Annotated in this window: 14 protein-coding genes; 8 read left to right on the top strand and 6 right to left on the bottom strand. The window is 62.5% G+C overall.

Features of this window, described 5'->3' with window-relative positions; all coding sequences use genetic code 11:
• Positions 1-101 precede the first annotated feature (101 nt).
• A complete protein-coding gene (locus ABID44_RS02935; protein WP_354150169.1) occupies positions 102-356 on the bottom strand; it encodes a hypothetical protein in 255 nt (84 codons plus the stop codon).
• A 701-nt stretch (positions 357-1,057) separates the two neighbouring features.
• On the opposite strand from ABID44_RS02935, the gene mgtE reads away from it, so the two are divergent.
• Both mgtE and ABID44_RS02925 read left to right on the top strand, forming a co-directional pair.
• On the top strand, positions 1,058-2,476 hold the full coding sequence (mgtE, locus tag ABID44_RS02930; RefSeq protein WP_354150168.1) for a magnesium transporter: 1,419 nt from the start codon (positions 1,058-1,060) through the stop codon (positions 2,474-2,476).
• Between the two features lie 322 nt (positions 2,477-2,798).
• On the top strand, positions 2,799-3,185 hold the full coding sequence (locus ABID44_RS02925; RefSeq protein WP_354150167.1) for a MerR family transcriptional regulator: 387 nt from the start codon (positions 2,799-2,801) through the stop codon (positions 3,183-3,185).
• A 74-nt stretch (positions 3,186-3,259) separates the two neighbouring features.
• Here the strand turns inward: ABID44_RS02925 and ABID44_RS02920 are convergent, their stop codons facing one another.
• Entirely contained in the window at positions 3,260-3,733 is a 474-nt protein-coding gene (locus ABID44_RS02920) for a methyltransferase family protein (protein WP_354150166.1), read from the bottom strand.
• Positions 3,730-4,725, bottom strand: a complete 996-nt coding sequence (locus ABID44_RS02915; protein WP_354150165.1) for a heparan-alpha-glucosaminide N-acetyltransferase — start codon at positions 4,723-4,725, stop codon at positions 3,730-3,732. The genes ABID44_RS02920 and ABID44_RS02915 overlap by 4 nt, the downstream gene beginning before the upstream one ends.
• A 317-nt stretch (positions 4,726-5,042) precedes the next feature.
• Between ABID44_RS02915 and ABID44_RS02910 the strand changes: the two genes are divergently transcribed.
• Genes ABID44_RS02910 through ABID44_RS02895 form a run of 4 tightly spaced genes read left to right on the top strand, consistent with a single transcriptional unit; the run spans position 5,043 to position 8,137 of the window.
• On the top strand, positions 5,043-6,242 hold the full coding sequence (locus ABID44_RS02910; RefSeq protein WP_354150164.1) for an MFS transporter: 1,200 nt from the start codon (positions 5,043-5,045) through the stop codon (positions 6,240-6,242).
• 11 nt (positions 6,243-6,253) lie between these two features.
• Complete coding sequence (gene cobU, locus ABID44_RS02905; protein WP_354150163.1) at positions 6,254-6,760, top strand: bifunctional adenosylcobinamide kinase/adenosylcobinamide-phosphate guanylyltransferase; 507 nt, start codon at positions 6,254-6,256, stop codon at positions 6,758-6,760.
• A gap of 1 nt (position 6,761) precedes the next feature.
• The gene (gene cobO / locus ABID44_RS02900; RefSeq protein WP_354150162.1) at positions 6,762-7,385 is read left to right on the top strand and encodes a cob(I)yrinic acid a,c-diamide adenosyltransferase; all 624 of its coding nucleotides are present in this window, start codon (positions 6,762-6,764) and stop codon (positions 7,383-7,385) included.
• Positions 7,385-8,137 carry a class I SAM-dependent methyltransferase gene (locus ABID44_RS02895; protein WP_354150161.1) on the top strand — a complete coding sequence of 251 codons (753 nt, stop codon included), beginning with the start codon at positions 7,385-7,387 and terminating at the stop codon, positions 8,135-8,137. Before cobO ends, ABID44_RS02895 begins: the two co-directional genes overlap by 1 nt.
• Here ABID44_RS02895 and cbiB read toward each other — a convergent pair whose 3' ends face one another.
• Positions 8,138-9,106: an adenosylcobinamide-phosphate synthase CbiB gene (gene cbiB / locus ABID44_RS02890; RefSeq protein ID WP_354150160.1), complete on the bottom strand. Its 969-nt coding sequence runs from the start codon at positions 9,104-9,106 to the stop codon at positions 8,138-8,140.
• Between cbiB and cobD the strand changes: the two genes are divergently transcribed.
• Positions 9,105-10,133, top strand: coding sequence for a threonine-phosphate decarboxylase CobD (gene cobD / locus ABID44_RS02885; protein ID WP_354150201.1), 1,029 nt, complete (start codon positions 9,105-9,107; stop codon positions 10,131-10,133). The two genes, cbiB and cobD, sit on opposite strands and share 2 nt — an antisense overlap.
• Positions 10,130-10,639, top strand: a complete 510-nt coding sequence (locus tag ABID44_RS02880) for a tyrosine phosphatase family protein (protein ID WP_354150159.1) — start codon at positions 10,130-10,132, stop codon at positions 10,637-10,639. Before cobD ends, ABID44_RS02880 begins: the two co-directional genes overlap by 4 nt.
• Before the next feature lie 101 nt (positions 10,640-10,740).
• Here ABID44_RS02880 and ABID44_RS02875 read toward each other — a convergent pair whose 3' ends face one another.
• Positions 10,741-11,544: a creatininase family protein gene (locus ABID44_RS02875; protein WP_354150158.1), complete on the bottom strand. Its 804-nt coding sequence runs from the start codon at positions 11,542-11,544 to the stop codon at positions 10,741-10,743.
• An 86-nt stretch (positions 11,545-11,630) separates the two neighbouring features.
• Entirely contained in the window at positions 11,631-12,812 is a 1,182-nt protein-coding gene (locus ABID44_RS02870; protein WP_354150157.1) for a pyridoxal phosphate-dependent aminotransferase, read from the bottom strand.
• Between the last annotated feature and the right edge of the window lie 109 nt (positions 12,813-12,921).

The raw sequence follows: 12,921 nt of genomic DNA, 5'->3' as shown, positions 1-12,921 counted from the left end.
TCGGCCGAGAACCGTCTGCGTGTCTTCATGCTGGATCGTCCTTTTCATCGGTCGATCCACCTTATGCCCCTGTCTCGGAAACCGGGACCACCTCAGATAATCTATTCGCCATCATCGGGTCGTAGTTGGTCTTCGATGATCTTCCGGGCGACCTCGTAGATTGGCGCCATGTCCTCGTCGGCACCTTGCTGAGTTTCGAGGAGGTAGAGAGCTTGTTCGTAAACCTCCCGAACTTCCTCGTCGGACAGGAGGCCTTTTGCGCCCAGCATGCCGATCAGGGAGGCGAGAACGGATGCCGACACAAGGTCGCTGGCGGCTACGGCGTTTATGCGTGGATCATGTTCGGGAAAGGGCATCGGTTCGTCATCCATGAATCTGACGGTAGGTGCAGTCAAGCTTGACGGCAACGGGCATCGGAAGGGCTAAATGGCCCATATCCACAGTGATCGAAATGTGTGGAGGGCGTGGGACACAGGCACTGTAACCGATTGTTTTACAATGGCGTCAGTTCCAGCGACGTAGGACACATAACCATTGGAAATCTGCGGCTTTCGGCGGATGGTCTATTCTTCTCGGCCGCACCATTCAAGGGCATCATATTGATATTATTTTGGATTTCATGCCCTGCCGGGAGTCGCGGCGCCGGGTGGCTTCGGTCCTTTTGTTTGCTTTCAATTCTGCGCCCTTGGGCAGAATTTCCAACGAATGCGCCCGCATATTCGGCTCGGACAGCCTATCGCGTATCATGAACAGGCCTCTCATCCCTGTGATGAGGGCAGGGGGGTGTTTGGGCGATTGCGCATGGCGCTTGATGTGGCGTAGTGCGTCTATTGCGTGGCTGAGCATGGCTTCGGATATCGTTTCCAACATGGCGGCGCAGCTTTGCAGATTCGTGACGCTGCCGTTTCCCTGTCTCAACTTTGCCCTATCTCTATGAATGTCAGCTAATTTTCATCCGGGCGGATGATATTGTGGCGCTTTCGTCTCTCTTGTTAATTCCGTCGGAATTGCGCTACGGAGACGCCGATCCGCAAATTCAAAGCAGCGCGAGGCAGTCTTGCAAAGTGGAAACGAACAAGCTGCTGATGACGCTCATGCAAACGTGGAGCATAGCGACATTTATGACGCCGACGGCGTCGTTCGCGCGTCATTTCTCGCCCATATCGGCGCGGCCATCGCTGATCGGGATACGCTGACGCTCAAAGGAGATGTCGCATCCCTTCATGAATCGGAACTCGGCGATCTGCTGGAGGCCTTGCAGCCGGACCAGCGCCGGTCGCTGGTCGAGCTTCTGGGGGCGGACTTCGATTTCTCGGCGCTGACCGAGGTTGATGAGGCGATCCGCCTCGACATTGTCGAGAACCTGCCCAACGAGCAGATCGCGCAGGCGGTTCAGGAACTCGATTCCGACGACGCCGTCTACATTCTGGAAGATCTCGACCAGGAAGATCAGGACGAAATTCTGGCGCAGCTTCCGTTCACCGAACGGATCAGGCTGAGGCGTTCGCTGGACTATCCGGAGGAAAGCGCCGGCCGGCGCATGCAGACCGAGTTCGTCGCTGTGCCGCCCTTCTGGACGGTCGGGCACACCATCGATTACATGCGGGAGGACAAGGACCTTCCGGACAGCTTCAGCCAGATATTCGTCATCGATCCCACCTTCAAGCTGCTCGGAGCCGTCCATCTCGACCAGATCTTGCGCACCAAGCGCACGGTTAAGGTCGAAGACATCATGCATGAGACCCGTCACGCCATTCCAGCCACGATGGATCAGGAGGAAGCGGCGCGCGAGTTCGAGCAATATGACCTTCTGTCGGCGGCTGTTGTGGATGAGAATGAGCGGCTGGTCGGCGTGCTGACCATCGACGATGTGGTGGACGTAATCCAGCAGGAGGCGGAGGAAGACCTCATGCGTCTCGGCGGCGTTGGCGACGAGGAACTGTCCGACACCATATTGGCCGCCTCGCGTTCGCGCGTGCCGTGGCTGCTGGTCAACCTGTTCACCGCTTTCCTCGCGGCTTCCGTCATCGGACTCTTCGACCACACGATCGAGCGGGTGGTGGCGCTGGCGGTGCTGATGCCGATCGTGGCGGGTATGGGCGGCAACGCCGCCTCGCAAACCATGACGGTGACGGTGCGCGCGCTTGCCACCAAGGATATCGACATCTACAATGCGTGGCGCGTCATACGCCGCGAGATGGGCGTCGGCTTCATCAATGGCGTCATATTCGCCTTGCTGATCGGCGCCGTCGCCGCGACATGGTTCTCCGATCCCTATCTGGGCGGCATCATTGCAAGCGCCATGGTCATCAACATGTTCGTAGCGGCGCTGGCCGGCATTCTTATTCCTCTGGTGCTCGACCGTTACGGTGTCGATCCCGCAGTGGCTTCGGCCGTTTTCGTCACCGCCGTCACCGATGTCGTGGGATTTTTCGCGTTTCTCGGGCTGGCTTCATGGTGGTTCGGTTTCAGCTAATGGATGTAATTGACTTTTACGTAAGTGCCGTGCGAGATTTCCGAATCTTGCTCGACTGTGATGGATTCACGGTTCCGCGATAGTCTGTATGGGAAAAGTCCGTTTCGGACCTGGCGTGAACGCTGGTTCAAGCCGAAGGTCTGCGACGCTTCGGAAGAGTTGACGTTCCATTGCACCCGCGGGTGGCAAATGTGCCCGCTACGGCAGGTGGTCTGGCGAAATTTTGGGCGGGACACCTGTCGTTGCATAAAGCAGCAGGAAGAATGAGAAAGAGCGCGGTGCGGCTCGTCCACGCCGGCGCCGCGCCAGCTACAGGATGACGATGCGGGAATATTACACCATCACCGAGCTGACGCGTGAATTCGGGGTGTCCACTCGAACCCTGCGCTTTTACGAAGACGAAGGCCTGGTCCAGCCTGTCCGGCGCGGACGCACGCGGCTGTTCCGGCCGTCCGACCGTCATCTCATTCGCCAGATTCTGCGCGGCAAGCGGCTGGGCTTCTCCATCAACGAGATCCGCGAGATCATCAAGATGTACAAGGAGCCGCCGGGCGAGGTCGGCCAGCTGCAGCTCATGGTCAAGCGCATCGAGGAAAAGCGCGAGGAACTGCGCCAGAAGCGCCGCGACCTTGAGGATACGCTCGCCGAACTCGATCAGGCGGAGGACGCCTGCCTGGAGCGTATGGCCGAGCTTGGCGTGAACACCTGAAAGTCGCTGTTTCGCGGCACGACGATCCTGGCGTTTTGACGCCGTTGGCGCTCATGGCCATAGGTACAAGGATATCAGACCCAGCGCCGCACCTTCTTTGAATAGTCCCGGTATCTGCGGCCGAATTTCCCGGCCAGCACTTTTTCCTCGAACTCGATGGCGATCTTCTGCGTGAGCACCGCCGCCATGATGGCGAGAGGCAGGAACCACCAGTTGCCCGACACGAAACCGACGCCGAACATCAAAAGGGTGTTGGCGAGGTAGATCGGGTTGCGCGTGATGGAGAAAGGGCCTTCCGTGAGCAGATGGCTTGGCTCTCCGAAAGGATCGAGCGTTGTTCCCGCGCGCCGCATGGCCCGGAAGGACGTCAACCACAGGGCGACGAATGCGACGATCAGCAGCCAGCCTATGGCGTAGAGCACATTTCCGAACGGACCGGTGATGCGAGGCAGGGGAATGAGCAGCTCAAGCACTATGCTGGCTGCAATCGCCGCGAGATAGATCAGCGGCGGCCACGGAATGCGCCGCCAGGCTGGAACTTCTTTCATTTTTCTTCCCCCATCAGCCTCATGTCTGTTTCCACAGTGCAGGTGGACGCCAGTTCGCCGAGTCGGCTGGACAGTTCGGCAGTCTGCTTACCGCGCATCACCTTGTCGAGAATGTCTTCGTTTTGCACGGCGTCGAACATGCAGGCGCAATAGGCGGTACAGAAGGTCTGGTCGCGGGATTCGTGGCAGTAGGATTCGCAGCCCTGCAGGAAGCCGGCGCGTGGATCCTGAGCCGGCGCCGGCCAGATATGTGCGAAAAGCCACACGCAGGCGACCAGAACCGGCTGGTGGACGAGGTAGAAGGCGAGGCTGTGTTGCCCGATCTTCACCAGCGGGCGCGCCGTGCGCTGCGGCAGTTCCCCACCAAGCCGGGCCAAAAGACCGAAATGACGTGCGAAGCGGACAGCGACCATTCCGGCGAGAACGGCGGCGAACCAGGGAAACAGCGGCACATAGTCATTCGAGCGCGGGCTGACGGTTGAAAGGCCTAGCCACCATAGCGCGGGGTGATCGAATGCCGGCAGGCGCGCATAGTGGGGCGCGGCGGCCACCAGAATCGCTGTCAGCGCCAGCGCCCATGCCGGAAAGCGCAGAAAGGCGAGGCCGAGCACGCTGGCCAGCGCGATGTGGTGCAGGATGCCGAAGAAGATGAAGGAGCCGGGCGTGGCGAACCATGTCGCTATGGTGATGGCCGTGGCGGCCGCCACGATCATGGCAAGCCGTTTGCCGAAGCCTCGCCAGCGAACGCCGTCGCCATGGGCGAGCATGAGGCTGACCCCGACTAGGAACAGGAAGCTGGTGGCGATGCCACGCGCGTAGATCTTCCAGCCGCCGAATGCGGTGAGGCCGGGCGGCGCGTAGCCGAAGAACTCCAGATCCCAGGTGAAATGATAGCTGACCATCGCCAGCAGTGCGATGCCGCGCGCCGCGTCGATGGCCTCGATGCGGCGCGCGGGTTGTTGCAGCCTGTTGGCGGAGGGGAATGGTTGCATGGAAGCTCCGGAAGGTCGTTCGTCGATTCCTAGAGCATTTTGCAGCCAGACGGAATCGTCTGACGTTGCAACAATGCGGCTAACGATCAAACCGGAGCGGCGGACTGCATTTCTCAGAACGTCCTGTGCTCCGGCGCTCTCATCCTGGTCGCAGCAGCGCCATTCGACCACTCCCGGGTTGGTCCAGACCCGAAAAGCCTTTGGACTATCTTGCGTTTCCGCCCTCACAGGTCGGTTTTCCGCCATCCGGGCGGGTCATAAAGGCTACACAATGGCAACCGTCGAATCCGGCGGAGGAGATTCGGCGGGAGGATTTCATGGCAACGCATGTGCGGCACCCCATCTGGCTGCGGCAGGTTCGGCCGGCCGGGGCCCGCACATTTGCGTCGCTTTACACGATGGAATCCTTCGCGCGGGCGACCATCTCCAGCGTCATCCCCATTCAGGCCTACGACATCCTGCGCAGCGAACAGTCAGTCTCGATGCTCTATACCGTGGTGTCGCTGATCGGCCTTTCGGCAACGCTGTTCATGCCGATGCTCATCCAGCGTTTCGCACGGCGCTGGGTTTACACTGCCGGGGCATGCCTGCTGGCCGTGGGGTCGCTGTTCTTCGTTACCGACACCTTGGTCGGGCAGGCGCTTGGCATGCTGTGCCGGGTTATGGGGGCGAGCGCGCTTTCGATCACGCTCAACCTCTACATCATGGATCATATCCGCAAGACGGAGTTCATCCGTTCCGAATCGCTGCGCATGGCGTGGTCCACCTTCGCCTGGACGGGGGGGCCGACGCTCGGCATCCTGCTTTACACCAATTACGGCATCTATGCCGCTCACGGCGCGGTGGCCGTGTTTGCGCTCATCCTGCTGGCGCTGTTCTGGTACTACCGGTTGAGCGACAACCAGATGATTGTCGCCGGCAAGAGCCGCCCGCTCAATCCGGTCACCAGCATCGGCCGCTTCATCGCGCAGCCGCGCTTGCGGCTGGCCTGGGTGATCGCCTTCGGCCGTTCCTGCTACTGGACGACGTTCTTCGTCTATGGACCGCTGTTTATGGTCATCGCCGGTGAGGGCGAGGTCGCCGGCGGTCTGCTGATTTCGGCTGGCAACGCCTTGCTGTTCACCGCCATTTTCTGGGGCAGGGCGGGGAAGCGCTTCGGCGCTCGGGTGACCATCGCGTTCGCCTTCTCCGCCATGGCCCTTGCCCTGTTCGCGGCCGGCTGGGTGAGCACGACCGCGCCGCTGGTCACCGGCGCGCTGCTTCTGTGCGGGGCGCTTTTCACCATCGCGATCGATGCGCTCGGCTCCACCGTCTTCATGCGTTCGGTACATCCTTACGAGCGTTCGCAGATGGCGGCCGTCTATCGTACCTATCTCGATTTCTCCGAACTGACACCGCCGATGATCTATTCGATCGTGCTGGCCTTCTTCGGGCTCGGCTCGGTTTTCGTCACACTTGGCCTGCTGATGGCGGGCTGCGCGGCGGTAAGCTGGCGTTACGTGCCGAAGTCGATGTAAGGGTGATCGCCATGAAGGGCCTGACATTCATCATCGGCGGCGCGCGCTCCGGCAAGAGCCGGCATGCCGAGGAACTGGCGACGGCGCTGCCAGCACCCTGGACCTATATCGCCACAGCCGAGGCTTATGACGACGAGATGCGCGCGCGGATCGCCGAGCATCGCAGCCGACGCGGCGCTGGCTGGCGGACGTTCGATGCGCCGCTCGATCTGGCGGGAGCGCTGGCGGCGCAGCCATCGGGGCAGCCTGTGCTGGTCGACTGCCTGACATTGTGGCTCACCAACCATATGCTGGCCGCACATGATGCGGAGGCCGAGTGCGGGCGGCTCGCGGAAGTTCTCGCCAATCCGCGCGGACCGTGGTTCGTGGTTTCCAACGAGGTGGGGCAGGGTATCGTGCCGGAAAACGCTCTGGCCCGCCGCTTTCGCGACGAGGCGGGGCGGTTGAACCAGAAGGTCGCTTCCATAGCCGAAACGGTTCTTTTCATGGTGGCGGGCCTGCCGATGAAGGTGAAGTGAGATGTCGGACGAACGCAAGATCGATGTGAGGGAAGCCGAGCGTCATCGCGCCAAGATGGAAAAGCGCAAGGCGGTTCAGGATGCGGAGGTGGCCGGCAAGACGGTGGAGAAAGGCCTGTTGATCGTCAACACCGGGCCGGGCAAGGGCAAGAGCACTGCCGCCTTCGGGCTGGCGCTGCGTATGCTGGGTTACGGCCGCCGTGTCGGCGTCGTCCAGTTCATCAAGGGCGCGTGGCATTCGGGCGAACAGGACGCGCTTTCCCGCTTCGGCGATCTGGTCGCCTGGCACACCATGGGCGAAGGCTTCACATGGGAAACGCAGGATCTCGAACGCGACATCGCCGCGGCGCAGGCCGCATGGGCCAAGGCGCAGGAACTGATGGCCGATCCGACCATCAGCCTGGTGGTTCTGGACGAACTCAACATTGCGCTGCGCTATGATTACATCGACCTTGAGAGGGTGGTGGCGGCGCTGAAGGGACGGCGCGAAGGCCTGCATGTGGTCGTGACCGGTCGCAACGCCAGGCCGGCGATGGTCGAGGCGGCTGATCTCGTCACCGAAATGGGCGCGACCAAGCACCATTTCGCGGTGGGCGTGAAGGCTCAGAAGGGAATAGAATTCTAGTGCGCAATCGTTATGCAACGCTCGCCGCCTGGGTATACGAGCTGGACAAGCCGGTGGGACGATCCTTCGGTGATGTCGAGTTTTATCAGGAACGGCTGAAGGGCGTGAGCGGCCCGGTTCTTGAGCCGGCTGTCGGCAATGGGCGTCTGTTCGTGCCGCTGCTGGAAGCTGGTCTTGATGTGCGAGGCTTCGACGTTTCCGACGAGATGCTGTCCTATTGCCGCGCGGCCTGCGCGAGCCGGTCCCTGCCGGCGCAATTGAGCATGCAGACCTTCGAGGCTTTCTCTTATAACGAGCGCTTCGAAGCTATTCTCGTACCGCTCGGGTCCATTCAGCTCATCACCGACCATGAAGCCGCGCTCGTCGTTCTGAAGCGCTTCCATGACCATCTGGCTCCGGGCGGGCGGCTGATCCTCGATCTCGATACGATCGATGGCTTTCTCGATGCGCCGCATTCGGTGCGAACATGGCAGGCGGGCGAGGATCTGCTTACTCTGACCGCCGACCGGATCGACACAAATTATGTGGCGCAAACCACCATGGCCAGCCTGCGTTATGAGCACTGGCGGGCTGGCAAGCTGGTGGACAGCGAGATTGACCTGTTTGGCCTGCGCTGGTGGGGCGTGGTGGAGTTCGGCATGGCGTTGCGCGCGGCTGGCTTTACCGATGTGGTCGCCTGTGGCGACTATCAGCATGGGCGAAAGCCGCAAAAGGGTGACGGCATCATCACTTTCGAGGCCCGGCGCGCCTGATCAGATGAGCCAGATTACCGCCGCGACAAGACCGAACAGGCCGATGAGCAACGTGTCGGCGATGCGGTAGAGCTTCAGCGCGCGCCGGATGTCTGCGGCTCTGATCTCGCGCCGGCCGCCTTCGCCGATAAAAGCGTCATCACCCATCACACCGCCATAGACGCGCGGGCCGGCAAGGGCCAGCCCCAGCGCGCCGGCCATGGCCGCTTCCGGCCAGCCGGCATTGGGTGAACGGTGCTTTTTCGCATCGCGCCAGATCGCTCGCCAGCCGGCGTGCGGATCGGCGTCCTTCATCGGGAAGGCGGCCGCCACGATCAGGAGGCCGCTGAGCCGCGATGCGGGCAGATTGACAAGATCGTCGAAGCGCGCCGAGGCCCAGCCGAAGGCATCGTGGCGCGGGGTGCGATGGCCGATCATGGAATCGGCGGTATTGACGGCCTTGTAGGCGACGCCGCCGGCCAGCCCTCCCACACCGAGCCACAGGGCGGGGGCGACTATGCCGTCGGAGAAATTCTCGGCGAGGCTCTCGATCGCGGCGCGGGAGACGCCGGCCTCGTCGAGCTGTTCGGGATCGCGCCCGACGATCATCGAAACAGCCTTGCGGCCGGCGTCGAGGCCACCGGTTTCCAGCGCTTCCGCAACAGCCTCGACGTGCTCATCGAGGCTGCGTTGCGAGAGCAACGAGGAGGCAATGATCGCGGTGAGGATAAAACCGAAGACGATGCGGCCAGCCGCGACCTCGATAATGAATGCGATGGCTGCCGGAACCGATATAATCACCACCAGCGCCAGCACGCCGCAAAGTCGCCTTGTCGCGTCGGAGCGGGAGGCGTGGTTGAGCATATGGTCGAGACAGGATATCAGCCTGCCGATCCACGTCACCGGATGGCCGATGGCGCGGAACAGCCAGTCCGGATATCCGGTGATACGTTCGACAATCAGCGAGATGAAGGCGATCAGGACCGACATGGACGTTCCGGATGAGTTTTTGGCGGCGGTCGATCATGGCGGAAGCCTCGGCAGGGCCCGGGCGCTGTTTCCTCATGCGCCGGAACCCGTCGTAGATCTCTCGACCGGGATCAACCCGCACTCCTATCCGCTTTTCGACCTGCCCGCCACCGCATTGACCCGCCTGCCTGAACAGGCGCGGGCGGATGAGTTGAAGGCTGTCGCCGCCGCTGCTTATGGCGCGCCGTCGCCGGCGCATGTGGCGAGCGCGCCGGGCACGCAGATATTGCTGCCGCGCGTCTGTGCGCTGGCGAAGCCGGGCCGGGCGCTGGTGCTTGGCCCCACCTATGCCGAGCACGCGCGCGCCGCCCGCATCGCCGGTCACGAGGTGGAGGAGACATCCGATTTCGAGGCGCTGCATGCGGTGGACCTCGCCATTGTCGTCAATCCGAACAATCCCGACGGGCGCGTGGCGCTCCGCCACGACCTGCTGGAACTCGCAGCCCACATGAAAGCCAAGGGCGGGTTGCTGGTGGTGGACGAAGCTTTCATGGATGTGGGGCCGCAAGACGAGAGCCTTGGCCGCGATGTGGGGCACGGAGGACTGGTCGTACTGCGCTCCTTCGGCAAATTCTACGGTCTTGCCGGCGTGCGGCTGGGTTTCGCACTTGCCGACAAGGTGACGGCGGCGCGGCTTGGTGCCGGGTTCGGACCCTGGGCGGTGTCCGGTCCGGCTTTGGAATATGGCGTCAGGGCGCTTTCCGACGTGAATTGGCGGCAGGCCATGCGTGCGAGGCTGGAGGACGAAGCGGCGCGCCTCGACGGATTGTTCGCCCGCCACGGTGTCGAGGTGCGGGGTGGCGCGTCGCTCTATCGCTATATGGAGTTTGCCGAAGCCGGGAGGCTGTTCCGCGCGCTCGGCCGGGAAGGCATATTGCTGCGCCATTTCACGGATCGGCCCCATGCCCTGCGCGCCGGCCTGCCGGGAAATGACGAGGAGTGGCGGCGGCTGGAGGCGGCGCTGGCCGGATGGAAGGATGTGCAATGATCCATGTCTGCCCGCTTTCGAAGCTGGAACAGACCGTTTCGCGAACTGGCGCAGGACGGCTTGTAACGCTGCTCTCGGCCGATATGGACATGGTGCGCCCGGCTTTGGTGGTGGAGCCGGATCACCTGTATCTGCGCATGAACGACATCGCCGAACTGCGCGATGGTATGACGATGCCGGGCGAAGACCATGTGCGCCGCCTTCTGAGTTTCGCGTATGAGTGGGACCGGGCGAAGCCCATGGTCATCCATTGCTATGCCGGCGTCAGCCGCTCCACCGCCGCCGCCTATATCGTTGCGGCCGCTCTCAATCCCGAGCGCGATGAAGGGGAGCTTGCCGCCACGCTGCGCTGGCTGTCGCCCTCGGCTACACCCAACCCGCGCCTGGTTTCGGTCGCCGATGCGCTGCTTGGCCGTGAAGGGCGCATGGTTGCGGCGATCAGGGATATCGGGCGAGGGGCCGACGCGTTCGAGGGTGAGCCGTTTGAGCTGGATCCGTTTGGTTAGAGCATTTCCAGCAAAAGTATGAAGCGGTTTTGCGTTCGGAAATGCGGCTAAAACAAAGAGATAGAGGGGGGGCTGCCGATTCCGCGAAAACCAGAACCGCTCTAACTCAACCAATCTGTCAGCTTCGCCTTGCGCAAATCGTTCAGCAGCGTGACGAATCCCGCAGCCTGATGCGCGGCGGTCAGCCGGCCTTTTTCTGCGGTGGCGGCGGCGGCGTCGCCGACCACTCCATGCGGATTGAGGTCGCTGGCGATCCAGGCGAAGCCGTGTGGGCTCTGGGCGTTGAGCAAGGCGAATTCCTCCTCGGCCCTGTCGGCGCTGGACGCAAAATCCTCGGCTTTTCCGAGGTCGACAAGCTCGGGCCGGAAATGCAGCATCAGCGAGGTTTCCACATCGCCGCCATGAATGCCGCGCCGTACTTCATGCGCGCTGAACAAGCCTTGCGGCCGCCCGAACCGCTCCCAGCTCGTGCGCACCGCCATCATGCCGAAGCGAACGCGCAGGCTGCGGGTGGCGATACCCATAACCTCCTCATTGCCGCCATGCGAGGTGACGACGACAAGCTTGCGCACGCCGGCGCGCGCAACGGAAGCGCCGAGTTCGGTCCATCCTTCGATGAGGCTGACGGCGGGGAGGGTGAGCGTTCCCGGCGCATAGACGTGTTCGTCCGACTTGCCGACGGCCTGAACCGGCAGGATGCGCAGGTCGAGATCGTGCGGGACAAGCGCGATAGCTGTCGCCAGCATGCCGTTCATGATGTCGGCGTCGGTGGATAGCGGCAGATGCGGCCCGTGCTGCTCGACAGCGGCTACCGGCAGCACGGCGATCGTCTGTTCGGGATCGATCTTCGCAAAGTCGGACGTCTTGAAGTCGCCCCACCAGATTTTCCGCGCTTGCGCCGCCATTCCGGTTCCTCGGTCCGCCGTGTCAGATGTCCATCAACCACTATCGGTTCCGATAAGGTCTGTCGATGCGAAGCCGTTGCGCAGGCTCAGGCCGCCTTTCTTCTGTATTCCGACACGAAGCGGACCAGACGGGTCGCCGCTTCCCGCAATACGGGTTCCGGCTTGCACAGGCTGATGCGGATATGTCCGGCGGCTGCCTCGCCGAAGCTGGAACCCGGCATGACGCTGATTTTCCGGCTTTCGAGCAGCGCCCATGCGAAGGCCTCGTCGTCCGGCTCGACAGCGGTGATGTCGAGCATGATATACATGCCGCCATCGGAACCGCGCAGCTGAAGCTGGTCCGCGCCGCCTATGGCGTCGAGGAAAATGGCGCGCCTGCCGGCGTAGCGCGCGGCGATTTCGGCCACGCCATAGTCGTTTTCCATGGCCTCGGCGGCTGCATGGGAGATAAATTCAGGCAAGCCGTAGGTGGAAACCAGATTGAAGCTGGTCAGCAGCCCGACAAGCGATTCCGGCGCGGTCAGCCAGCCGATGCGCCAGCCGGTCATGCCATGGCTCTTGGACATCGAGTTGATGACCACGGTGCGTTCCGCCATGCCGGGGAGGGCTCGGGGTGACAGATGCTCGCAAGCGCCGAGCGTCCAGTACACCTCATCTGACAGGAGCCACAGATCGTGGCGTATGCACAGTTGCGCGATGCCTTCCAGCGTCGCGCGCGTGTAGACGGCTCCGGTCGGGTTGTTCGGCGTATTGATGAGGATGGCGCGGGTATTGGGGCGAACAGCGGCCTCGATGGCGCGGGCGTCCGGCTGGAAGCCATCGGCGGCCCGCGCTTCGACCACGGTGAATTCCGCGCCGGCGGCGCGGAATGTGCCCGGATAGGTGGCGTAGTAGGGAGCAACGACGATGGCGTGGCTGCCCGGATCGAGCGTCGCCTGGACAGCTGCGTAGAGGGCGGCCTGTCCGCCGGGTGTGGCTATCACCTGCTCTATCGGGGTTTCCAGTCCCGAACTGCGTGTGGACAATTGCGCCATGGCGGCGCGCAGCCGGGGTATGCCGGCCAGATGCGTATAATGATGGCGGCCTTCGCGAACAGCTCTCACACAGGCTTCGACCGTGTCGGCGGGTGTGTGGAAGTCATGGTCCCCTACGGAAAGGACGATGATGTCCTCGCCGGCGTGGCGGCGGGCCATGGCGCTGGCGTGAACCTCCCAGCCGTCCTTGCCGGATGGCGAAACGCCGATGATTCGAGATGACGGTGCTGGCATTTCTACTCTTCGAGACTGCGTGCAGGCGACGTTGCAAAGGAACAAAACCTGCCTGACTTGTGGTTGACCGGCCTGCTTTTACCGCAAGGATTCGTTTTTTGGGAGCAGC

Source organism: Aquamicrobium ahrensii, from assembly GCF_040545755.1.
GTDB lineage: Bacteria > Pseudomonadota > Alphaproteobacteria > Rhizobiales > Rhizobiaceae > Mesorhizobium > Mesorhizobium ahrensii.
This window is presented reverse-complemented; position numbering and strand designations above follow the sequence as displayed.